The 26,808-nt window shown below is 33.7% G+C and carries 9 protein-coding genes and 1 other RNA gene; 9 read left to right on the forward strand and 1 reads right to left on the reverse strand.

Features of this window, described 5'->3' with window-relative positions:
* Positions 1-54: 54 nt before the first annotated feature.
* The 5 genes from TY13_RS10365 to TY13_RS10385 all read left to right on the forward strand — a co-directional run bounded on the left by TY13_RS10365 (position 55) and on the right by TY13_RS10385 (position 21,248).
* A complete protein-coding gene (locus tag TY13_RS10365; protein ID WP_042475209.1) occupies positions 55-7,878 on the forward strand; it encodes a non-ribosomal peptide synthetase in 7,824 nt (2,607 codons plus the stop codon).
* On the forward strand, positions 7,875-11,243 hold the full coding sequence (locus tag TY13_RS10370) for a non-ribosomal peptide synthetase (RefSeq protein WP_042475212.1): 3,369 nt from the start codon (positions 7,875-7,877) through the stop codon (positions 11,241-11,243). Before TY13_RS10365 ends, TY13_RS10370 begins: the two co-directional genes overlap by 4 nt.
* Before the next feature lie 26 nt (positions 11,244-11,269).
* Entirely contained in the window at positions 11,270-15,322 is a 4,053-nt protein-coding gene (locus tag TY13_RS10375; protein WP_042475215.1) for a type I polyketide synthase, read from the forward strand.
* An 81-nt stretch (positions 15,323-15,403) separates the two neighbouring features.
* Positions 15,404-20,314, forward strand: coding sequence for a non-ribosomal peptide synthetase (locus TY13_RS10380; RefSeq protein WP_042475218.1), 4,911 nt, complete (start codon positions 15,404-15,406; stop codon positions 20,312-20,314).
* 214 nt (positions 20,315-20,528) lie between these two features.
* Positions 20,529-21,248: a 4'-phosphopantetheinyl transferase family protein gene (locus TY13_RS10385; RefSeq protein WP_052344300.1), complete on the forward strand. Its 720-nt coding sequence runs from the start codon at positions 20,529-20,531 to the stop codon at positions 21,246-21,248.
* Between the two features lie 81 nt (positions 21,249-21,329).
* Here the strand turns inward: TY13_RS10385 and TY13_RS10390 are convergent, their stop codons facing one another.
* On the reverse strand, positions 21,330-21,689 hold the full coding sequence (locus TY13_RS10390) for a DUF3221 domain-containing protein (RefSeq protein WP_042475221.1): 360 nt from the start codon (positions 21,687-21,689) through the stop codon (positions 21,330-21,332).
* 689 nt (positions 21,690-22,378) lie between these two features.
* Between TY13_RS10390 and TY13_RS10395 the strand changes: the two genes are divergently transcribed.
* From TY13_RS10395 to TY13_RS10405, 4 genes are all read left to right on the forward strand, one after another.
* Positions 22,379-23,617, forward strand: coding sequence for a ribonuclease H-like domain-containing protein (locus TY13_RS10395; protein ID WP_042475225.1), 1,239 nt, complete (start codon positions 22,379-22,381; stop codon positions 23,615-23,617).
* Positions 23,618-23,830: 213 nt separating this feature from the next.
* Positions 23,831-24,124, forward strand: a complete 294-nt coding sequence (gene gpsB / locus TY13_RS10400) for a cell division regulator GpsB (RefSeq protein WP_042475228.1) — start codon at positions 23,831-23,833, stop codon at positions 24,122-24,124.
* Positions 24,125-24,178: 54 nt separating this feature from the next.
* Positions 24,179-24,557: RNase P RNA component class B (gene rnpB, locus TY13_RS20165), an RNA gene on the forward strand.
* A gap of 502 nt (positions 24,558-25,059) precedes the next feature.
* Positions 25,060-26,796: a GGDEF domain-containing phosphodiesterase gene (locus TY13_RS10405; protein ID WP_052344301.1), complete on the forward strand. Its 1,737-nt coding sequence runs from the start codon at positions 25,060-25,062 to the stop codon at positions 26,794-26,796.
* Positions 26,797-26,808 lie beyond the last annotated feature (12 nt).

Below are 26,808 nucleotides of genomic sequence, written 5' to 3' on the forward strand. Positions count from 1 at the left end.
ACAAAAAATCGGAAGATAAAAACCTTAAATGTAATATATAAGGAGAATCATTAAGTGGATTACATTAAAGACTTTATTAATGATTTAGAAAATAAAGGCGTATACCTTTTTACTTCTGAAGGTAGACTGAAAACCTATTCAAAAGCCTATAAACTTTCGGAAAATGAGCGGTCTTTTATCAAGTCCAATAAGCTAAAAATAATCGCTTCTATATTTAAGGGGCATCAAAAAATTGAAGCACCTGAAGCGAATAATACCAATATTCCGCTTTCCTTCCAGCAAGAGAGGCTTTGGCTTGCTGATAAAATTTCTAGTGCTGGTCAAGAGTACAATTCCGTTGCCATTTTCCACTTTCAAGGTTTACTTAACATAGAAGCATTTCAGGAGAGTTTTAAAAAAGTATTAATTCGTCATGAAGTTTTGAGAACTATTTATAAGGAAGATTCTAATGGTATTAGCCAAATTGTACTCGATAATTTAGAAGGCGAACTTCCTATAATTCATTTTGAGGGAAATGACACTGAAGGATTTGTAAGAAAGGAAGCCCAAAAGGAAGGTACTTGGAAATTTGATTTGTCATCAGAAATTCCAGTACGTGCAACTTTAATAAAAGGAGTAAAAGAAAACTACTATTTTATATTAAATGTACATCATATCGTATGGGACGGCTGGTCTATTGGTGTCTTCATGGCTGATTTAGGTGAATATTATAATGCGACAATTGAAGGTAGAAAAACCACTCTAAAACCTTTGAATCTTCAATATAAAGAATATTCAAAATGGCAAAGAGATTTTATCTCAAATGATGTACTGGAATCTTTATTAAATTACTGGGAAGAGTATTTAGAAAATATTCCTACACATCACAGCCTACCATTTGATTATGATGATACACATAAAGATTCTAAAGAATGTGACTCAATATCATTTAGAATTCCTTCAGAAAAGGTAAATAAATTTAAAGAACTTTGCTATAAACATGGCACCACTCCCTTTGTAGGTCTACACACCATTTTAGCTGTTCTCTGGCATAAATTATCAAGTGAAGAGGATATAGTGATTGGTAGCCCAGTTGCAAACAGAGAGCAAGAAGAGATTGCAAATTTAGTAGGCTTTTTTGTAAATATGATTACTGTTAGATCCTCAATTGAAAACAATGCAACGCTTGAAGAATTACTTGGGCAGATGAAGCAAAATGTGAATTCTTGTTTAGAATATCAGCAAGCTCCTTTTGAAAAAATTGTTGAAAAGCTTGCACCTGAAAGAAAAAAATCTGTTAATCCTCTATTCCAGACGGTACTTGCATATCAAAATAACTCAGGACCAGATCCAAAGCTTAAAAATATTCAAAGTACATTAATGTATGAAGGTCAACCTTTTGGGAGATTTGAAATTGAAATCCATGTTTTTGAAGGAACCGACTTCAATATTGAATGGATATATTCTCTTAATCATTTTGAACGATTAACAATGGAATTGTGGATAGCCTATTTTGAAAAAATCTTGGATTATTTCTTGCTAAATATTAATACAAAAATATGCGATTTACAACTTACATCTGAAAAATTAGTGATTGGTGATTTTAAAGAACCGGAATTAACTGATTTTTCCGTTAACGATATTTGTTCATATATAGGTAAGCTAGCTATAAATAATAAGCATATAGCTGTTGAAAAAGGAGAAGAAACATTAAGCTACGACACTCTCATTCGAGATTCAAGAGACCTTGCTGAGCGGTTGAGGGGACTTATCCTAGAAAAAGAAGCAACTATTGCTATTAATTATCCAATCTCAAGTGATGCAGTAATTGCAATGATGGCAGTATTAACTGCAGGCTTTACTTATACATTTATAGATGGGGATATTCCAATGCCTCGTTTAAAACATATGCTCCATTCAGCAAATGTTACATGGTTATTGACACCAACTTCTATAGAAGGTCTTCAAGATATGGGAATCAAACAAGCTTCTTTGGTTGAATTATTCTCAATTTTAAAAACAGATGTAGTACTTCCTGAACCTAATCCAGAGTCCATTGCGTATGTTATGTTTACTTCTGGAACAACAGGGCTTCCAAAAGGAGTAAAAATTAGTAGAAAAAATATTTCACATTACGTTTCTACATTAATAAATAAGCATTCACTTAAAAATGGAATGAGATTTTCTTGGCATTCTAACATGCTTACTGACTTTGTAAATACAACTCTTTATTTATCTCTTTGCACAGGTGGAACTTTGGTCATCCCTAATGATGATTATGTAAAACTAGATAAGATTTCTTTTTCGTCCTTTTTATCGGACAAGCAAATTGACTTCCTAAAGATTACTCCAAGCCATTTTAGAGCACTTATTGAAGACTATTCAGTGGAACCATTACTGCCAAAAAGTTTACTTGTTTTTGGCGGAGAGAAACTGGAAAAAGATTTATTAAAACAAGTTCAGCAAAGTTGTAAATCGAATGGAGTTAGGTTAATCAATCATTACGGACCTACTGAGGTCACTATTGGTTGTTTATCTATTGACATAACTGAACACAATTCGAAGTTTCCGGTCCCAATAGGGTCACCTTTTGCTGGACACAAATACTTTGTTCTTGATAACAATAAAAAAATTGTTCCACCAAGTGTTTTTGGTGAACTCCATATTGCAGGTAATCAGGTTGCGAGTGGCTATCTAAATGAAGATTCTAAAAATCGTGATAGATTTGGGACTATTAAAGTTTTAGAAGAAGAGTATAGAGTCTATAATACTGGTGATTTAGTTCGTTGGACAAATAAAGGATATTTTGAATACAAAGGAAGGAAGGATAACCAGGTTAAAGTTAGAGGTTTCCGTATTGAATTAGGTGAAATTGAAACACACACAAATTCATTACCATTTATTTCGGATTCAAGGGCTCTGATTAACTCTATGTCTACAACAGATGAACTGATTCTATTTTATACCAAAATCCAAAATGATGAGCAGCAGGGTGATGGCCAAGAATTTGTACAGCTATGGAAAGATTTCTATAACTATAGCTATACCGAAAAAGCAGAGCTTTCCACATTTAATATAAGTGGATGGTTAAGTTCATATGATGGGAAACAAATTCCACAAACTGAAATGAAGTCTTGGTTAAATGATATTGTTGATATTATTATGTCAAATAATCCCTCTTCTATTTTAGAAATTGGTTGTGGGTTTGGCATTTTTGCTTTTACTTTAAATGAGTTATGTGACAAATATATTGGAATTGATTTCTCAGAAAAAATTATCGAACATAACAACGAAATTAAAAATCATTTTGGTTTCAATAATTTAAAATTCTTATGTGAGGAAGCGGATGGAATATCCAAGCATATGGATTTGTTTGAAGCAGAAAATGTCGACACAGTTGTAATTAATTCGGTTATTCAGTACTTTCCTTCTATGGAGTACCTAGAGCGAGTTATTTCAAGTATTTTAGAAATTAAGACTGTTAAACAAATCATTATTGGTGATGTCAGAAATTACGACTTAATAGAAGCATTCCATACTTCTGTTGAATTGCATCGATTAAATGAGATGCAAGATCAATTGAGTGAGGAAGATTTATTTTTACTAACTGAAAAAGTAAAGGCTAGGATTAAGGGAGAAAACGAACTTTTACTTTCACCTCAGGTATTTTTTGTATTAAAAAATAAATTTTCACAAATAGCGAACATCGAGATAATCCCTAGAAAGAGTATGTATTCAAACGAGCTAGTGAGATTCAGATATGATGTTAAGATTTCATTGAATACGGATAAAGATTTTTTAAGCGATCATACAGTACATGATGGAGAAATAAATACCTTAACATATGAAGACTATAAAGCTGAGTTTGGATTATTAACTGATTTTAATATGTTTGAACATTTTTTGACTACATTATCAAAAGTTACAGTAATACAGAAAATTCCCTATTTAAAAGAATCATGGATTTATGAAAAACTTAATAATCATCAGTTTGGTCAGGCACTTACCTTTATTGAGAGTAAAAATGTGCTTGAAACTTCAGATATTTATATGATTAATTCTTTTGCAGAGCAGCATGGATTCAATTTAATGATTCAGCACGATACGGAAGACAAAAAGTTTATTGAATTAATCATTGTCAATAGAGATGAAGATAAAGCATTAATAGATAGTTACCTTAGAAGTAAGACTACAAAAAATTATGAACAAAAAGCGTTAAAGGAATTTGCTAATAATCCTCTTCTTGAAAAAGGAGAAGGTTCTCTATCTGATACAAGCTTTATTCAAAAGCATTTGAATACAATTTTACCTGAACATATGATACCAACAAAATACATTCAGGTTGAAAATTTCCCCTTAAATAGTACGGGGAAACTTGATACAAAAAAATTACTTGCCCTATCTATGAATCAAGAATCTTCTGAGATTAACTTACCAGAAGGTCCTACTGAAATAGCGTTATCAAAACTTTTCTCTAAAGTTATTGGGAAAGAAGCTGCCATTGATCGTAATATTAGTTTTTTTGAAATCGGTGGAAATTCCTTAATGGCAACTAGACTTTCTTATCTCATTAAGAAAGAAATCTCCGTTGATATAAATGTTGGAGATATTTTTGATGCTCCCTCCATTAAAGAGTTAGCAAAAGTTATAGATGGTAGCTCTAAGAGCATCAGCCATCAAACTAACGATATTATTGAAAAACGAGCTGTAACAACGCCTGTTCTTGCTTCCTGGTCACAGGAAAGGCTATGGATTTTAGAGCAGATAATTGTAGATTCAAATCCTTATAATATTGGACATTTATTTAGGTTAGAAGGGTCCTTTGATTTAATAAGCTTTAAACAATCAATTCAATATTTAATAAATCGTCACGAAATACTAAGAACGAGTTTCTACTTGTCTAATTCACAAGTTTTTCAAGATATCAAAGATGAGGTGGAGCTAACTATAAATGAGTTATTCATTGCGGAAAATCATGAGGATAAAGATTTAAAAGAACTAATTTATGAGCATTATAACCATCCATTTGATTTAAGTAGAAATTGTTTTAGAGTAACAATTGTTCATGTTGAGAATAGTAGTACTTATTACTTGCTATTTACATTCCATCACATCATCTTTGATGGTTCATCAGAATCTATTTTCTTTAATGAATTATCAGAGGTATATAATAAGTTGAGTAATGGCTTAGAAGTGAATTTAGAACCACTTTCAATTCAATTTGCAGATTATGCACTATGGGATCGTTCTCAAGCGGCACAAAAAAGTCTTACTGATTCCAAGGAATATTGGAATCAGCAATTAAGTGGAATATCTGAACTTCACAAGCTCCCACTTGATTTTCAAAGACCAGACATCCCTAGTTATCAAGGTGGATATATTACAAAGTCAATTAGTAAGACCAAAATTGATGATTTTAAGGGAATTTGTAATGAACATCGAATTTCTTTATTTATGGGGCTTCACGCAATATTTACTCTGCTAGTTGCGAGAAAAAGTAATCAAAATGATGTATCGGTAGGGACACCGACAGCCGGTAGGTATACGCCACAGTTGGACATGCTTATTGGATTTTTTGTAAATACACTTGTACTTCGTACCAAGCTTAATAATGAATTTACTTTCAAAGATCTTTTTAAACATGTCAAAGAAACTGATATTGCTGCTTTCTCTAACCAAGCAGTAGGCTTTGATTATCTGGTAAATAAGTATGCTCCAAATAGAAATTTAAGTTATTCTCCATTATTTCAACTTATGTTCATCCTGCAGAATACGGATGAATCAACGTTTATGCTAGAAGGAAGCACAGTTGATCCAATGCCATTATGGTATGATTCAGCGAAGTTTGATATAACGTTAAACAGCAAAGAAATTGATGGAGAATTGCACATGATCTGGGAATATGCAACTGACCTATTTAAACCAGAAACAATTCAGAATCTAGCAGATTCTTTTGAAACCTTATTAGATGAGTGCATAAAAGATATTTCTAAAAATATTTTTGAAGTACCACTAGAAAGGTATGAGATTAAAAACAAAGGGAATGAGTGCGAAATGACGAATAGTACCAAATTAATTAATCAATTACCACTAATTAATAAAGTGGAAGAGAGTATTCAAAATATTTCCATGAATAATGCTCTATTATTTAAAGACGAGCAAGTTACCTTTGATGAACTTAATCGATTAGCATCAAAAGTTGCTTTTGCCATGCTACAAAAAGGCGTACAAGAGAATTCTTTAGTTGCTATAAATCTAGATATTTCGATAAAACAAATTGTAAGCGTTTTGGCGACATTAAAATTAGGGGCTTCATTTGTACCACTTGACTCGGAATATTTAAAGATGCGTTCAAAGGAAACATTTGAGGATACAAAGATTGATTTAATTGTTGGGGATAGTATCGATTTCAGCTTATCTTCAACTTTGCAAATAACTAATACGGAGCTAGATGAAATTTTTGCTGGAAAAGGGCCAAGCATTTCAGGATATGTTCCAAGTATGGATAATATCGCATATATAATCTTTACTTCAGGTACAACGGGAAAACCAAAAGGAGTTCAAATTTCTCAGCGGGCATTACTCAATTATTTAGAATGGTGTAAGGATGTTTATATGCAAAATGACTTTGAAATAGCAGTAATGCATAGTCCATTGTCCTTTGATGCGACTATAACTTCTTCACTTTTCCCTTTATTTATAGGGAAGCCAATAATTATTATTCCTAGAGAAGACACACTAGGAAACCTTGAAGAGCTTATTAAGACAAGTGATAAGAGATTGCTTATTAAAATTACACCTGCTCATTTAGATGCACTACACACACTAGGATGTACAGAAAAAGTTAGTAATGTAAAACATACCTTTGTAATAGGTGGGGATGCATTAACTAGTAAGACTTTAGCACCCTGGATGGAGGCATTTCCTAACTCTTTATTCTTTAACGAATATGGACCAACTGAAGCAACAGTAGGCTGCTGTGTGAAGCAAGTTTGCGCTAATGATCTCAAGAAAACGAATATCTCCATAGGAACACCAATTTACAATATTGAGTTATTTATAATGGATAATGATTGCTTGCTAACAGGTGATGCAACAGGAGAACTCTGTATCGCTGGGGAGAGCTTAAGTGAAGGTTATGTTAACTCTATTGAAGAAACAAATCAAAAATTTATTAAAATAGGCCCTGAAAATAAACGAATTTATAAAACTGGGGATATAGTGACTAGAGATTCAGAGGGATTCACATATGTTGGACGTATGGTTGACGAGTTCAAAATAAATGGTTATAGGATAAATACAGGTGAAATTGAGGAAGCACTAAATCAGGATGACAGAATAGAAAATACTTTAGTACTAATTGATAAAAAACAATCGAAAATAATAGGTTTTGTTACTGGTGAGGAGTCTTTGAAATTAAAGGAAACACAAGATGATTTAATTAGTAAGCTTTCACAAAAATTTCCTAACTATATGATGCCTAATAGAATAGCCTGGGTGGAATCGTTCCCGCTCACTTCAAATGGGAAAATAGATAAAAAAATATTACTGTCTCAAAGCGATACTTTCACTCAGATTGAGCCTGGCAAGGATACAAGAACACTTAATCCTACGGAAGCCATTGTATATGAAATATGGAGCGATATTTTGGAACTGAAAAATATACCGAAAGATACTGATACATTTTTCTCAATGGGTGGCTCCTCTATGCTTGCAACCCAAGTTGTTAGTGATCTTGCATCGCAATATAGAATTAAAATTAAGATTCGTGATGTTTTTGTCCATAGTAGCTTTAAACAATTCACTGAATTTATTGATAACAATTTTAAGACAGAAATTTTACTATCAAGTATTTATAAAAATAATCAGGATGAGATTGCAGAGGAGGAAACTGTATGAGCCTTACAATCTTGCTTGAAAAACTAAAAAGTAATAGTATGTTTCTGGAAATTCAACATGGTCAATTAAAGTTGAAAAGCAAGGACAAAATACCTGCTGATATTCTCAGTGAAGTTAGGGCAAATAAAGAGGCCCTAATGGAACTATTACAAGAGGGGACACAACGCTCAGAAATAGTGAACAATGAGGAGGCGACCGGGTTGATTCCGGTTACCTCTGCTCAAAGTAGAATGTGTTTGATGGATAGTTTTGGTGAAAACCAAAATCTATACAATTTAGGATCGGTATACAAGTTACACGGGAAAATTGAGCCGCAAATATTAAAACAGGCATTTGAACTACTCGTAAATCGACATGAAGCTTTTAGAACAAATTTTGTAGAAAAAGATAATGAATTTTATCAGAAGATTCATAATCAAGTCAAAGTTAATTTTGAGATTGTATACAAAGAGAATATGCAAGAAGTAAATCAATATTTATTAAAATCATATAAGGCTACATTTGATATTTTTCAGGATTCTTTATTAAGAATTCGCTTAGTAAAACATACAGATACTATCTCATTTCTTTTAATATCACTTCATCATATTATTTTTGATGGCTGGTCTGAAAACATCCTTATGAAAGAGCTTATAGAAGCATATAATGGTCTGAAAAAAAATCATGACTTCACTTTTTTAAGCCCTGCTACTCAGTATTCGAAATACGCAAAAATTGAGTATGAATCTATCCATCGAGGAGAATTTGACAAATATAAAAATTACTGGATAAACAAGCTTGGAGGGATACCATTTTATCATAATCTCCCAGAGAATAATTGCCGAAAGTCTATACCAACATATAAAGGTGGAGTTGTTGAATCAGAGATTGAAGGTCGTTTATTAAAAAATTTCGAGACTTTCTGTAGAAATCGTGGTGCAACATTACTGCAAGGTGTTTATTCAGCATTCTCTGCGTTATTAATAAGGTATAGTGGCGAAGAAGATGTGGTTATTGGGGTACCAGTCATGAATCGTGATGATGCTGAATTTTTAAATTGTATTGGATTGTTTGTAAATACTTTAGTATTAAGAACTAAAGTGGATGAGCAAACAACATTTGAAGATTTATTTTATCAGTGTCGTCAAAATTTCATAGAAGCAATAGAGCATCAAGCATATCCGTTTGAAAAGTTAGTAGAAGCATTAAATCCCCCTAGAGATTCGTCACGTAATCCTATTTTTCAAGTTATGTTATCTGTTCAAAATGAAACAGACTTCGAACATGGCTTTGAAAATGTGAGTATAGAAAGATACTCACTCGAACACAATACATCTAAATTTGACTTAACATTAAATTGCTATATAAGTAAGTCGGGAATAAAACTTTATTGGGAATACAGTGAAGATATTTTTTCAAAAGAGTTCATTGAAAGAATGGCAACGGCCTTTCAAACAATTTTATGGAATCTAGTTGAGTTACCACAAGCGAATGTATTAAGTTTCTCGTTTCCATTGAAGACAACCAATTTAGTAACAGACTCGATTGTACCAATTGATTTTTTAAGCAGGTTTCGAGATAAAATAAGAAACAATCCAGAACAGCCCGCGCTGGAAATGGATGGACTAAGAATAACCTATGCTGAATTAGATTTAAAATCAGAACAATACGTAATCGCTTTAAAGGAAATAGGGGCAGGAAAAGGATCTGTTATAGCCCTATTGCTTAATAAGGGACCAAATCTATTTTCACTATTAATTGCAATAATGAAAATAGAGGCCTGCTTTGTCACTCTTGACCCAAATTATCCAGAAAATCGATTGGGTCATATGATTGAAGATTCAGGTGCATCTGTTTTAATTATGGATTCAGAGAATTTCCTATTAGAAAAATCTAAAAAATTAATACAACTAAGAATATTTTCCGATGGACAACTCCGCCTAGTAAACAAGGGGTCTTATCTCGCTGAAAAACTTGCGGGGGTCTCATATATTATGTATACATCTGGATCTACTGGTAATCCAAAAGGTGTAAAAATCACTAAAGAAGCACTTTCATCATATGCAAGTGAAATTGAGGTCGCTTATAAATTGGATAAACCTGCTCGTATACTCAGTTTCTCTAATATTTCCTTTGACATTTTTATTGAAGAACTAATTTCCTGGCTGATTACTGGTTCCACAATGGTTATAATGCCTGAACATCTAAAAGCAGATCCAGACCGCTTTATCAATTTTTTGAATGAACAAAAAATAAGCTTCGTTACCTTACCCACAGCATTTTGGCACTTTATTGTTACGGAAGCTTCTATTAACTTGTTAGAGACACTGAATTTTCTCGAAATGATTGTAATAGGAGGAGAAGACTATAGATTAGATATTCTGAATAAGTGGCAAACAAATACTCGTGAGGGTATTAGGTTACTAAATACTTATGGACCTACAGAAAATTGTCCAGTTTCTACTTATAAAGATATCAGTCATGTTAAGGTCCAGTCTAATATTGGTAAGCCACTAGTTAATATTGATATTGAAATAGTCAATAATTATGGAGGACAAGTTCCAGCAGGTGCAATAGGGGAATTAGTGTTAAAAGGACCTCAATTATTTAGTGGCTATCGAGGAGCTAGTGTGGAATTATCCAAATATCGTACAGGTGACTTGGTTCGTGAAACGGTTGAGGGAGATCTCCAATACATCGGAAGAAAAGATAGTCAAGTTAAAATAAGTGGATTTCGTGTTGAACCAAAAGAATATGAAAATATATTAAGAAAAATTTCTGGCATTGAAAACTATTGTTTATTATCCAAAAAAGATTTTAGTAACTCTATAGAAGAGCTTCATTGTAGTGCGTATGACTTTTTTATCTTCATTGTTCCTGAGACTGAAGAAGAGATAGATTTAATAAATGATGAAATCAAACGTTTATTTTTATCAGAACTACCCCCTTTTATGAGACGGGTAGCCGTGAAGTATATTCATAAGATTCCGATGAATAATAACGGGAAAATTGACAAAAATAATCTTTTTAATTACGAAATTAATAGAAGTAAGAATGAAAAAAGTATGACAAGTAATCCAGTGGCAAATGCTGTTTATACAGTATGGGAGGAAATTCTTGGTCATTCGAATTTTGATAACGATACAAATTTCTTTGATGCAGGTGGTTCGTCGTTAGCGGTTCTAAGCCTTTCAAAGAAGATTGAATTGCAATTTGGAAAGAAATTAACAGTGATTGACCTCTACAGATTTACAACTGTTAATGAAATCGTATCATTTTTACAAAACAATACATCTAATGATAAAAAAAGTGATGACCATAAAAAAAGGGTTAGAAAAAATATTATGAGAGACATTAAAAGTAAAAAAATAAGCGAGATTCATTAAACCTTTAAGAAATCGAGGGGATACTAATGCCAATTAGAAAAGAATCCGACGTTGCCATTATAGGAATGTCTTTAAGATTACCAAATAATGTTTCATCACCTGATGAACTTTGGGAAAATTTAATTAATGGAAAAGACTTTTTTGTACGAAGGGAAAAAGATGATAATTATTTAAATGTTTATTCAAAACTTGAAAATATAGATCAATTTGCTGCTTCTTATTTTGGAATACCAAGGGCAGAGGCTGAATTAATGGATCCGCAGCAAAGGATTTTGCTTGAGCTTGCAAAAGAATGTCTAGATAATTCAGGGGTTGAAATGGATTCTGACAATAGAGTTGGTGTATTCACATCATCCTCTATTTCGAGTTATCTATTAGAAATTTTATCTAGCAATACTGCGTTGTTTGAACAGTCTAGTAATCAAATTATGAATGGCAATCAACCTGATAATATACCAACACGTATATCTTATAAGCTCGGCTTACATGGTCCTTCTATGCATATTGGCTCTGGTTGCTCCTCATCACTTTCAGCTGTTGTACAAGGTGTTCAATCATTGTTAAGTTATCAAACAGATTTAGTTCTTGTTGGTGGAGTCAGTGTGAGATCCCCTCAGGAACAAGGTTACTTCTATACAGAGGGGGGAATTAATAGTCGTGATGGTTTCTGTAGACCATATTCTAATGATGCATCAGGAACAACGCCTGGTGAAGGGGCAGGTATGGTTTTACTAAAACGGCTTGATGAAGCCATTAAAGACGGTGACCATATATACTCAGTTATTTCGGCTAGTGCTATGAATAATGATGGTAGCAGAAAGGCAGGCTTTTCTACTCCAAGTATTGAAGGACAAAAAGAAGTCCTAAAAGAAGCCTATGACACATTTGAAATCGACCCTAATAAAATTCAATATATAGAGGGGCATGGAACAGGAACTTTAGTTGGAGATCCGATTGAACTGGTTGCTTTATCCGAAGTGCTTAGTAGCTATAATCAAAATACTAATCAACCAGTATATATTGGCTCAATAAAATCAAATATTGGGCATACTGATAGTGCTGCAGGTATTCTTGGATTAATTAAAGCAGCCTTATCAACATATTACGGCATTATTCCACCTTCTATTAACTTTTCCTCTGAAAATGAAAGATTTGATTGGAAGAATTCACGTTTATGTGTAAATACAAATTCAAAACCTTGGAATCCTAATTTGTGGTATGCAGGTATAACTTCTTTAGGTGTAGGTGGAACGAATGTTCATGTTGTTTTAAGAAGACCTTTTGAAATGCTAAATAAAAAAGGGAGAGTAACTGCTGAAAATACGGCGATTAATGTCATACCTGTAAGCTCTAAGGAACCTGAAAAAGTTTCCTTGTGCATCAAAGACTTAATTAAAAGAATTGAAGCTAGTGGTTATTCACATGAAAAAATAAATGACCTTGCAATAACATACAGAACAATAGGCAAACATGAACATTATAGAGGTTGTTTAATTGTTTCACAGGATCAGCAAAGAGGGGTTATTAAGGATTTTTCTGAGCTGAGAGGTAGAAAGCCAGTTTTCATTTTTTCAGGTCAAGGAAAAGTACCTAATATTTCCGACTTATACTATTCGAACCCTTTATATCAAAATGAAATAGATAGGTTGCTCGGTAAACTTGAAGCTCTTAATAATAATACAGCTATTTTAGTGCGTAAGGCAATGTTTGAAGAGGGGAAAAATACGAATAATACTCAAATAGATCAATTAGCTATTTTTATTTCTGAGCTAGCATATGGTAATATTTTGATTTCACTTTCTGTCGAACCACAAGCTATTATTGGTCATAGTTTAGGTGAAATAGTTGGTGCTACTTTAGCGCAAGTTTTTAATGAAGAAGATGCAATTAAACTGGTGTTTTTACGTGGAAAGGCCATGCAAGAATTAGCGCCAACAGGAAAAATGGTGGCTATTAGAGCCGAATTTTCAACTATTGAACACTTGGCACAAAAGTTTAAAGTATCGATGGCCTCCCTAAATTCACCAGTGGATATTGTGGTGAGTGGAAATGATCAAAATATAGATGATTTAATGATTTACCTAAAACAAAACGAAATACAGTTTACACAACTCAATACTAATCGTGCTTTTCATTCTTCTGATATGGAAAAGGCAGCATTAGAGTTTGAACAGAGTATATCAGATATTTCATGTAGCAAACCACGCTTCAAATTGTACTCATGTGTAACGGGAAAGTTACATGATGAAACAGCTATTATTGGAAAAGACTACTGGAGAAAACATATCATAGAACCAGTTTTATTCTATAAATGCTTGGAAGAAGTGATTAATAATCAGTCTATTGCATTACTAGAATTAGGGTACCCTATAATAACATCAACAGTTACTAATAAACATAAAGAAATCAAAACGGGGCTAGTACGAGGAAGTTCAAATGGTAATTTCACTCAACAATCCTATATGGCTGTTGTCAGTTCTTTATGGTCAATAAATGAAATAGAGTGGAGTCAAATCTATCAAGATCCAATGCTTGGAAAATTGGAAGGTCTTTGTTTCGAAAGGCTAGAAAAACAGTCTTACTGGTATCCATCTAATACCACACCAGTTTTTAAAAGAACCTCCAAAATAGCCATGCAGGAGCAATCAGTACCTAAGCAAGAGTTTAGTGACCCTAAAGAAATAATCGGCTCTATCTTTAGTAAATATGTTGTTGATCAAGGTCTATTAGAACAAGGTAATTACTTTGAGCTAGGCGGGGATTCATTAAATTTAATATCGTTGGTTGCTGATTTAAACAAAGAATTTGGAAATTTCATTACTATTAGAGATTTCTTAAAAGATCCATCTATTATTGGGGTGCTTTCTTATCTAAATAAAGAAGAATCTATATCTCCATTTGAAACTACAAATAATCTGATTCAGGGCATCCTTAAAGATGCTGAAAGAATTGGGAAAGAATGGCCTACCTTACGAAAAACTGAGGAATTTAGGAGAGTTAAATCAGTATTTTTAACCGGTTCTACTGGGTTTTTAGGTGCCCATCTATTAAAATCTTTGATAGATAAGGGGATGTATGTATATTGCCTAGTACGAAATGGTGGCAAGGACAGAATAGTTGAAGTATTAAAGCATTATTCTTTATGGGATGTGAGCCTAAGCGAATACTTTGAAGCAATTGATGGAGATTTAGCCAAAGAAAACTTCGGATTATCAGACCATAATTTTGATCAACTTTCTAGCACAGTAGATATGGTCATACATTCAGGTGCTAGAGTAAATCATGCTTACCCGTTAGAACAACTTGTTGACATTAATACCTATTCAATAAAGACGCTAATAAATTTAGCCTTTAAGAATAAATTGTCTTCGTTGAATTTTATATCTACAACAGATGTCTACACTTTGGAGAATCACGAAAATGAAGGGAAATTATTGAGCCTTCCTTCTCCAGAAAACGGATATGGAATGTCAAAGAGTCTTGCTGAACAATACCTATATCCATTGATGGAAAAAGGGTATCCTATCAATATTCTTCGTCCAGGGAATATTGGAGGAAGTATGGAGTCATATATAAATAATAAGAAAGATGCTTTGTGGAATTGGATTAAGGCTGTAATTTTAACAAATAAATATCCAAAAAGTTTTGTTGAGAGCATTGTACCACTCTATTATATAACCCCTGTTGATGAGCTAGTTCAAGCTATGCTTCATATTGCTATCTATACACCTAATAGACAGGAGATTGCAAATTTAGTACCAGACAGACCCTTTACATCTAGAGAACTGTTAAAAGCATTAGATTATGCTGGTTATACTAATTTAACTCCTATTGATGATGAAGCGTGGTTTGTAGAAGCAAACAAGTATAGAGAACAAGGTATTTGGGTTGTTGATAATATGAAATTAAGTAATGATACACAAAGCAGTACGCAGGAGTCGGAGTTTTTATGGTTGCCAAACAAGCAACATAAGCTTTTACTTGCAGAAAACGCCTATTTACCGTCTTGTGATGAGATGATGTTCTCAAAATATATCAAAAAATTTGATGGTATGAATTATTTTGCTTTGCAACCTTAGTACTAATTGACAATCTATAAACTAACAAAAGAGGGTCTTTAACTAATGACCCTCTTTTGAGAGATATAAGGTGGAGGGAATATGGAAAAGTTCGATTTATTTAAAAAATTATCCGAGGCTAACCCTAGTAATGTTGCCATAGAGCATGATGGAATAAAATATACCTATAAAGAGCTCCATCAGAAGGTTGAGCTATTAGCGAATAGATTAAAGGCAAACGGTGTTACTAATGGTAGTTTGGTAGGGGTATTCTTAGACCGCTCTGTCTACACGATTGTGTCTATTTTGTCTATTTGGAAAGCTGGTGGAGTCTATGTGCCATTAAATAAATTACTTCCAGAAAAACATAACAGAAATATCATAGATGATTCTGGAATTGAATTTCTTTTAGTAAATAAAGAAGTTCCATATCACTTAAACAATGGATTAATTTCTATTATTAATATTGGAATAGATAAAGAGGAAGAGGTAGAACAACAACTATTTACTAATTCAATAAGCAAAGAAGTTATTGGGGAACAGCCTGCCTATATTATTCATACTTCAGGAACTACTGGCAAACCCAAGGGGATAATGGTTTCTCATAATAATATAAGTAATTACTTAGAATGGTGCTATGAATACTTTCAACCAAATGAACTAAACAGATGCTTATTTTCGGGCGCAGTTTCGTTTGATATATCATTAATGGAAATGCTTGCAACATTATATCATCATGGCACATTAGTCATAGTAGAATCAGTTTTAGATGTTATAAATACAGACGAGCATTCGCCTACTTCCATGTTCGTAACTCCAAGTGGATTTGGAGAATTATTGTTACAAGATCGAGTACCTTCTAGTTTGCAGACACTTATCTTAGGAGGAGAGATTTTACCAAAAAACATGGCAGCCAGGATAATAGATAAAGGTATTCGCCTTATTAATGCCTATGGTCCATCTGAAACAACTATATTGGCAACCTCTCATATCGTTACAAGTGACTCTTTGAAAGAAAAAAGTATACCAATAGGTACACCAATCTCCAATACGTCCATAAAGATTTTTAATCAGGAAAATGAATTATGCCAAAATGAAGAAATAGGAGAGCTTGTTATTTATGGCAAAAGTGTATCACTAGGATATATAAATGCAGAAAGTAATAACAATCCATTTGGCTATGATAAAACAACTGGTCAACCGTTTTACAGAAGTGGGGATTTGGGCTTCTATAATAAAAATGGGTTAATTGAGATATGTGGTAGGAAAGATACGCAGGTTAAATTAAGGGGATTTCGAATTGATTTACATGGGCTAGAAGCCATTTTAGAAAAGCAAGAAGCTGTTGAAAAATGCTGCTTTTTAATAGATAAAAATGAAAAAGTAGATGTTTTACATGCATTTATCCAAATAAAACATAACATAAATGTAAATAAAGAAGAAATTTTAAAAACTTATAAAGATGAGGTACCAGGATATTGTGTACCAAATCAAATTCATATAGTTGACTCGTTTCCACTGAATCATAATGGCAAACTGGATACGGGTTATTTATTATCGAAAATGCGTCAAACGCTTTCTGAAGAACATATAGAAAAAGATTTAGATGAGAATAACCTTAATGATTTTATTGTGTTATTTTTAAGAAATGAGCTTAATAACCCAACCGTAAAAGAGGATGACAATTTCTATTATGTAGGTTGCAATTCCCTTCTTGGAATGAGATTGTCTATGGAAATTCAAAAAAGATTTGGTTGCTTTATTCCTTCAACGGATTTACTTGAGTTAAAAACACCAAAAAATGTTGCTGCTGAATATAATCAAAATCGATGGAATAAAACGATTGAAAAAATAGGTAGCGATATTAAATATGATGAAATGCAGCTCTGTTCCTCTAATCAAAATCGACTTCTATATTTGAATCAAAAATTAAATTCAAATGATTCATTCTTTAATGAATATTATATATTTGAGATTAAAGGCTCATTTTTATTAGAAAAACTAGAAGAAGCATTACGGATTGTCATAAGAAGACATATCCCATTAAATATTAAATATTCAATTGTAAATGGGGATTTATATCAAGAATATATAGAGAATGATAATTTTGAAATTAATGTAGAAGAGCTTACAGACCCTCTAGCTCTAGATACACGTATTATTTCTGAAATCAATAAAGGCTTTAATTTATTAGAGGAGCGATCCATTCGATGTACAGTGTTTAAGCAGCAAGCTACTTATACATGCATAATTAACATACACCATATTGCTTTTGATGGTATTTCAGAAGACATTTTCTTCTCGGAGCTAAATGTGGCATATCAGAGTCTCTTGCTAAACAGACCTCCTACATTGGAGCCATTGCCAACTTCCTTTTACAATTATTGTGATTCTGAGAAAAATTGGATTAATACACCTGAGTATCAGACTAGTCTCGAATATTGGAAAAAAGCTTTAGATATAGCTCCTCATGTTCATTCCATTCCTTTGGATTTTAGACGTGAGAAGATTTCGAAATTTTCAGGATTAAGATATAGTTCTAAATTGTCATTAGAGTCAGTTTCAAGGCTGAATGCTATTTGTCAAGAAAATAATACTACTTTATTTTCGGGATTATACTCTATTTTATGTTTAGCAATTGAAAAGTATAGCTTTGAGAAAGAAATTTGTATTGGAACACCCGTGGCGAATCGAAATACTGCTGAATTTAGTAATTTGATAGGCTTTTTTGTCAATACAGTGCCTTTGTTTGTAGATTTAAACCAAACAAAAACATTTCAAGATGTCCTTGAAAAATGTTCAAATATAGTTATAGGCGCCCTTAAACATCAACGTATGCCGTTAACTGATATCATAGATGCACTTGATGTCGATAGGGATACTTCCTATTCCCCTCTTCTCCAAATTTTGTTAGTTTATGAAGATGAAAAAGAAGAATTGCTTGAAATTCCTGGATGTACTATTGTTAGAAAAGATTACTATAATAATAAAACGCAATTTGATTTGACATTTATAATCAGACAAAAAAAGAATGAAGTGGAATTGGTTATCGAATACGATGATAGTATTTTTGATGAATCAACAATAACGGCGCTGAGCTCACTATACACACTAATCCTAGATTATTTCTCTTTATCACCAGCAGAGCCGGCATTTGATGTGCCACTTTTAAAATCAGTAAAACTTCCTGAATTAGAAGTGACACAACAAAATAACTTACAGTTTTCTACAGTTACAGAATGGTTTGAGGAAATTGCTGCAAGGCAACCAAATGCAATTGCTTTAAGTAAAGGCAATGTTTATTTGACCTATCGTGAACTTAATGAAAAAGCGAATAAACTCTCACATTATTTATCTAAAATTGGTATTAAGCGAGGAATGGTCGTATGTGTATTATTTGATAGGTCAGTCAACGCAATTATTTCCATCCTTGCAGTGATGAAAATAGGTGCAGCATATTTACCGCTTGAAAATAATGTTCCAAAGAAAAGACTAGAATATATCATTAACACAACTAAATTAGAGTTTATATTAACGGATGGTAATCTTGAAGAAATAAATGAGAAGTTTCAAACAATAAATCTAAATGCTGCTTTTATAGAAGAAGAAATAAATAAATGTCCAAGTACAAACTTGCAAAAAGTACATCAAACTGATTTAGCGTACGTACTTTTTACATCAGGGACTACTGGTCAACCAAAAGGTGCGAAAATATCGCATCAAGCTATAGTGTCACATCTGCAATCAGCTCATCACCAATACAAGATGAATTCTTTAACCGTAACATTACAGTATTCATCTCTTAATTTCGATGTAGCATCAAGTGATATTCTTTGCAGTTTGACATGTGGTGGAAGGCTTCATTTAATTGATAAGGAGATTTTATATTCATCAAAAAGGCTAAGTGATGAAATAGAAAAAGAAGAGATTACACATATAAACATCGCTTCTTCCTCATTATCAACAATTGAAATAAGAAAAAACTATTCACTCAAGACAATCAATATTGGTGGCGAAGTTTGTCCTGAAGACCTAATAGAAAAATGGAAAGGTAATTGTGAAATTTATATTTCCTATGGGCCTACAGAATGTGCTGTATGCTCAAGCTCTATTTCTATACAGGATCGAAAAGAAAAAAACTCTATTGGAAAGCCCATTGGAGAAAATGTTTACTTAGTTTGTGACTCATATGGGAATATAGTTCCGAATGGTGTTCCTGGATATTTGTATATTGCAGGTCCTCAAGTAATGGATGGTTATGTAGATAGTAGAAATGGTGGAATCTCATATTTAACATATGGTTCCAATTCAATTAAAGCCTATAACTCAAATGATATAGTTAGAAAAATGCCAAGCGGTGAGTATCAATTCTTAGGGAGGAAAGATGGCTTAGTCAAAATTAATGGTCATCGAATATCCTTGTCCGAAATATCTAATGCTGCAGGTAAAAAGGAATATATCAGAAATGCAACGGTAATGGTTCATAATCTGGGGAACCTGTCTTCTATAATTGTATTGTTTGTTCAGATGGAAACAAATGTGGATGAAAAAGAGCAAATCCATATTCTAAAAAATGATCTTGCAGACGAATTGCCTACGTATATGATTCCATCTAGAATTATACCAATTAACGAGATGCCAATTACAGATAATGGGAAAATGGATTTTAATAAGCTTAAAAGCATCTTAGAAAGTAGTAGTGAACATATTGAACCTATGTTTGTCGAATCTTTCACAGAGCTTGAATCTGGAGTTTTAGATTTATGGATTGAATTATTAGGTGAGGGAATTCCTAAAGAGATTGATCGAAGTTTCTTTTCTGTTGGGGGGAACTCATTATTATATATAAAGCTCTTAAATAATATTCGAGTGACTTATGGTAGAGATTTCACTCTTGAAGAGATGGGTCACCTACAAACAGTGAGAGAAATGGCCAAAGAAATTGAACATAAAAAACAACTTATACCTTCAGACTTTAATATTAAAGATGAATCTTTTGTTGAGGAATGGTAGTGACGAAAAGTACTCACTCTCCAAAAAACAAAGGCTTATCTACACAAATTGTTTCGTTAGTTAGTATAGAGTTGGTAGTTGCTGATAATTAAGGTAGGACAAGAAATAAGTTAGTAAGTTAAAAGCGTATCAAGCTTTTAACTTACTAATGGGCTTATCCAGTAGATTGAGCTTGTTTCAATTGAAACAAATAAGAATATGGAGGGAGTTTGGTTTGAAAACGTCAACTAGCCAAATAGAAATTATTGCAATTCAACATAAAAATAAGTTAAATCCAATAACGAAACAACATCTATTACTTACTCTAACACCTCAGGAACTTCAAAAAAATGAGCGGTTTATTCGATGGCAAGATTGCGAAAACCACCTGTTGGGACGGGTAATTATCAGGAGTATGATCCTTGAACGTTTTGATATAAAGCCAAACGATATTTATTTTTCCGCAGATAAGTATGGAAAACCTTATGCAGAGGGACTTAAAGATTTTCATTTTAATATCACACACTCAAACGAATGGGTGGTAGTAGTTTGTAATAATAGCCCTATTGGGATTGATATTGAGGAAATTCGGGAAATAGATTTGGAGATTGCTAAACAATTCTTTTCTACGAAAGAAAATGAGTTATTAGTAAAGCTACCTTTAATTCAAAGGAAAACTTTTTTTTATGATTTATGGACACTTAAAGAAAGTTTTATCAAAGCAGATGGGCGTGGATTATATATTCCATTAAATTCGTTCTCAATAGTAAATATCGACAACAATTTTCACGTTATCGGATCTCAAGAAAACTACCATTTTAAACAATATAGTATAGATAAGAGTTATAAATTATCTGTTTGTGCCCTAACAAATGAATTCCCAGAAAGAGTACGTGTAATGGAAGTTCAACCTTTTATAAAAAAGTATTTAACTCAGTTAAATGAAAATACATAAATCTTTAATAAAAGCAGGCTAGGGGGTAAACCCCTAACCTGCTTTTGAATGAGGACAGATAAACTCATCCTCACTCTCGCTTTATTTTTTAATTTTAATAGACTTTACCTCAGCAATAATAGGTGGAGATGAAGTAAAAAGTAGCCCTGTATGTTTAACTACTAATTGATCTCCCAATACAACCTTTTCATACATATTTTTATCAGTTGGAACCCAATATATTCCTTTTTGTTCTATTATTTCTGATAAATCATTCACATCTAATTGGTGAAGATTTTGATTTGGTAGCTGTGTACTTAGCAAAATCCGATTATCATCCATGTTTTGTTTTGAAATAACATATCCCTCTAATGTAATAAGGTTTGATTGATTCATGTTCATAATAAATAATATGCAGAGAATACATATTATAAGAAACCCAATAACAAATTTTTTTTTCATTAATAATCCTCCTCGTTGATATGATATTTGAATAGATATAACAGGTGTGTTGATTAACTAAAATTATACAGCGTTTAACTGATTCAGCTCTCAGTGAAATGCAAGTCTTGTTTTTGGCACGAAAGTGAAGCAGCAAAGCACTTTAACTGTTGCAAAAGCGTTAGCGCCAACAACATGTACTATTTCGTCAACTAGTAGTAGTTTGAGCCCCACCAAATAGATGAAACGGAGCCTCCTTGTATGGTACACTCGTACAAAAGAAATAATAAGAGGGGCATATCGAAAAGAATCCTATACATATCCCCTGATCCTATTATTAATTGTATAACTATAGGTACTTTAGGGAAAAGGTTAAACGTTAGCAGAATGATTTACAATGCCTGTCTAGGGAAAGTTTGGTGCAAATATTATTACATCTCGAGTGTCTCAAAGTACTATGCTATCTGAATGAAGAAAACACAACTCATACGTAACATTTGAAAGCGCAAAAGGGTGTTCAGGCATGTAGCCTCAGTAAGTAAAGGGACGTAATTTTAAACAACATATCGACTCACAAATGATCCAAAGCATTGTCAAGCGAGCATTTGCAGTTAAAAAGGATGTAATGTACATAAATGGTGAAAGATACATTTTGGTCCGTTTGTACATTTCATTCATTGGAACGATTTTGAACAAATGAGGTGACCAACATGTCCTACGAAAATAAAATATTACAAATGAAAAAAATGCTAGGGAAAAAAACGGAGGAGCGCGCGGAGCAGCCGAAATTTGTGAAGCCAGAAGTACCTTTTTACACAGAAGAGTGGCAGCAGGCAGGTTTAACGCTTGTCAACAATGATTTTGGTGTTTTGTTTCAGCGTGAAGTTCGCTATCCCTTCGATTATAAGCATGGGCATTACAGAGTAGGAGAGCTCCAAACAGCGATTGATGCATGGGAAAATGCAAATGTAGAGCACCCGTATGCACTGACTTCGGAGAACCGCATCATTTTTTGGGATACCGAAACAACAGGCTTAAAGGGTACAGGCACGCATATTTTTTTACTCGGCTTTTTACAGCAGGAGGAAGATGAATTTGTGCTCACACAATATGTGTTAGCAGATCCAGCAAACGAGGCGGCACTATTATTTGAATCAAAGCTTTGGCAGCAAAGTGCTACACTTGTTTCTTATAACGGCAAGAGCTTTGACTGGCCACAGCTTGAAACGCGTTGGACATTGAATCGTCAAACGATGCCACCATTAAAAATGCAAAAGCATATCGATTTACTACATAGTGCGAAACGCTTATGGAAAAATGATTTAGAAAAGATGAAGCTTGTGCAAGTCGAGGAAGAGAAGCTTGGCTTTAAAAGGCAAGGTGATATCCCAGGCCATTTGGCACCAATCATTTACTTTGATGCGGTGAAAAGCGGGCGAGCTGATACCTTAATGAAGGTGCTTCAACATAACGAGTGGGATTTACTATCGCTTATCACGCTGTATATTCATCAAACAAAGCTACTCTTTACAAGCGAGCAGGAATCAGCCATTACATATACAAATATAGGGAAATGGTATGGAGACTTAAAACAGCAAGTGGCAAGCGAATATGTTTTAACAAATGTAACAGAAAATTATCGTGATAATGAAGCTGCGTTAGCGCATTTTTATTTAGCGTTTCAGCATAAACGGAGCGCACGCTACCATGAAGCGATTCAATCTTTTGAAGCAGCTATTGTTAGTATCCCACATAGACAAAAGCTGCAAGCCTATGAGCAGTTATCAATGTTACATGAGCATCAACTCAAAGAATATAATCAAGCGCTTTTTTATGCAGAAAAAGGGCTTGAGCTCGTTGCTAAAAGCCAGCTTACGTTAGAGCAAAAAGAAAAGCAAATATTTAAATGGCAAAAACGTCGCGAACGTCTTCAAAATAAACAACAATAGCCGATGATACTCGTATAGTAGGCGTGTCATATGCTATAATGAACATGTCGAATTATCAATTACGCCGTGGTTAACTCTAACTTAGATTTTTGGGGGAAGTTAATCTAAAAACGAGCGTCTATTACAATGTAATATAGTGGGAAGGAGAACGTTATTAGAAAACTTGTGTGGTTAAAATTTTTTAAAGAGCGTTTTCTATAGCGGACGATACGAATGATTAAATTAAACACAAAAATTATTTTAGAAAAAGAATTTAAAAAGAGCATGAAAGGCTACAGTATTGAACAGGTTGACCAATTTTTAGATCAAATTATGGAAGACTATGATGTTTTTGAGAAGCAGTTAAATGAGCTACGTGCAGAAAATGAGCGTTTAAAAGCTGAGCTAGAAAATAGTACGCGCAGACAGCCAACTGTACAAACAGCTACACCGAATACAAACTTTGATATTTTGAAACGTTTGTCTAATTTAGAAAAGCATGTTTTCGGTAGTAAGCTATCTGAATAGAAGAAGCAGTTGCTTTTCTTAAACGTGTCAAGTATAATATAGTTCGACATCAAGAAATTCGAGTAATCGCTGCATCTCTCAGATGTAGAGGAAAGTCCATGCTCACACGGCTCTGAGATGACCGTAGTGTTCGTGCTTACCGAAAAAATAAGGTAAGGCAAGCATTTGCTTGACGGCGAAAGGAATACCTAAGTCTTTATGATATGGTAGAAACTTTCTGAAGGTGCCACAGTGACGGAGCTTGCTTGGAAACATGCAAGGTGGAACGAGGTAAACCCCGCGAGTGAGAAACCCAAATTATGGTAGGGGCACTCTCCAAAAGGAAATGAACCGATGGAGGGACAGGTGAATACCTGTAGATAGATGATTACTACCTGAGAGTACGAGGCTTTTAGCCGTTTGAGTACGCAGGAACAAAACATGGCTTACGGAATAGTATTGATGCAATTTTTTAGATTTTTGCTGCCCTAATTTACGAGGCAGCGTAATATTTCAAATACTCTACATCATGAGGCGTTCGGTTTAATTGCTGTACCTTTCGATGCAGATGGAGCTGTCACAATTTTTGGTGGACGGCTCCTTTTCTTTGACAACAATTACGCCTTGGCTAACTCTAGTCCAGATTTTTTAGAGCTGAGAGGAAGTTAACCTAAAACCGTCACATTCTGCGACAACGGTTAACTGACCTGCGTCATGCAGGCCTCCCTTCAAAAATCTGTGACATCCGCCGGGGCATTTATCTTGATTCAGTGAGTGTTTGTGCACCCGCTGAATCAGAGAAAAACAAAATAGACATTCATCTCACTGCCTTTAGAGGTGGGAATTTTCTGTATTTGTTGTCTCGCTTTTGATGCAAAAGCAAATTGCTCCTGCGAATATACATCGCAGTAAAACACTACTGAATCAAGATAAATATTATTAAGGGTGGAATAAAAATGAGTAATAAAGACTTTACTCACAATAACATGAGTATTGAACATTCTTCCGCTTACGAAACTAGCTTAGTAAAAGTCATTTTTGAAAATGTAGAGGAAGGTATTATGGTTACAAACGAGAAAAAGCGTATTACCGCAGTAAACCCTACTTTTGAGTTTGTAACAGGCTATGCAAGCGGAGAAGTTATAGGGCAAACACCAGCAATTTTACAATCCGGCATGCATGATACTTTGTTTTATAAAAAAATGTGGGCAAAAATTGAAAAAGATGGCATGTGGCAAGGGGAAATTTGGAATCGCCGCAAAACGGGTGATATTTATCCAGAATGGTTAATGGTTATCGCTGTTAAAGATGAAAATAATGATATTGTTAACTATTGCGGTATTTTTACAGATTTGTCTGAACGCAAAAGTGTTGAAAGTGAATTGAAAAAGCGTACGCTGACAGACTTATTAACAAAAGCAAACAATCGCTTTGCTTACTTAGAGAGAATGAAGGCGTTGCTTTTAACAAGCTCTGCTGCAACTACACCGATGCGACATGCCGTATATTTTTTAGATATTGATCGATTTAAGCAAGTAAATGAAGTGTTTGGTCATGTAGTTGGTGATAAGCTGCTAATTGCAGCAGCAAAACGTATTCGAAAACTATTAAAGAATAAAGATATTTTAGCACGCTATGGAGATGATGAGTTTGCAATTACGTTAACAAACATTGTACATCCTCGCGAGGCTGCAAAATTTGCTCAGCAAGTAATACATGTCATGGAGCAACCTTTTATAATAGATAATCAAGAAATTTTTGTTTCTGCAAGTATTGGGATTAGTTTATATCCGTTAGACGGAACAACAACGGATGAATTAGTGCAGCGCGCAGATAAGGCAATGTACTTTTCTAGACAAACGGGTCCAGGCAATTTTGCCTTTTTTATAGATGATTTAGAAATTGATGCGAAGCGTGTTTCATTATTAGATACAGAGCTGCGTAGAGCGATAGAGAACAATGATTTTCAATTATATTTTCAACCTAAAATATCTTTAAAAACAAAGCAAGTAATTGGGGTAGAAGCATTAGTACGCTGGACAAATGAAAAGCTTGGCCAAGTATCGCCGGGTGAATTTATTCCGTATTCAGAAGAAACAGGTTTAATAATCCCATTAAGTGAAATGATTATAGAAATGGCATGTGATACTGTCCATGTCTTACAGGCTAACGGCTATGCAAATGTGCCAATTGCTTTAAACATATCAAGCATCCATTTCCAACAACCAAATTTCTTAGAAACAATCCAAAGAATATTGGAAAAAAATAATACTTCAGCGCATAATTTTGAAATCGAGGTAACGGAGCGAACGGTGTTAGATAACTCCTTGGAGGCAATCACTAAATTTGATCGTTTAAAGCAGCTAGGTTTTACGCTTTCTATCGATGATTTCGGCACAGGATATTCGTCGTTAAGCTATTTAATACGCTTTCCATTTGATGTGTTAAAAATAGATCGCAGCTTTGTGCAACATATATGCTCATCAGAGGAAAAGCAAGGTGTTGTCGATGCAATTATTCAAATGGCACATCGCTTAAAGATGCAAGTTGTAGCAGAAGGCGTTGAAAGTACACAGCAAGTAGAATTATTACAAGAAATCGACTGTGATTTCGCACAGGGCTTCCATTATGGCAAGCCGATGCCATTAGGTGAATTGCTACAGTTTTTAGCCTATTGGGAGCATATACAGTGAGGAAGGTAAAAG

Source organism: Bacillus ndiopicus (genome assembly GCF_000612805.1).
In the GTDB taxonomy this organism is placed as follows: Bacteria; Bacillota; Bacilli; order Bacillales_A; family Planococcaceae; genus Metasolibacillus; species Metasolibacillus ndiopicus.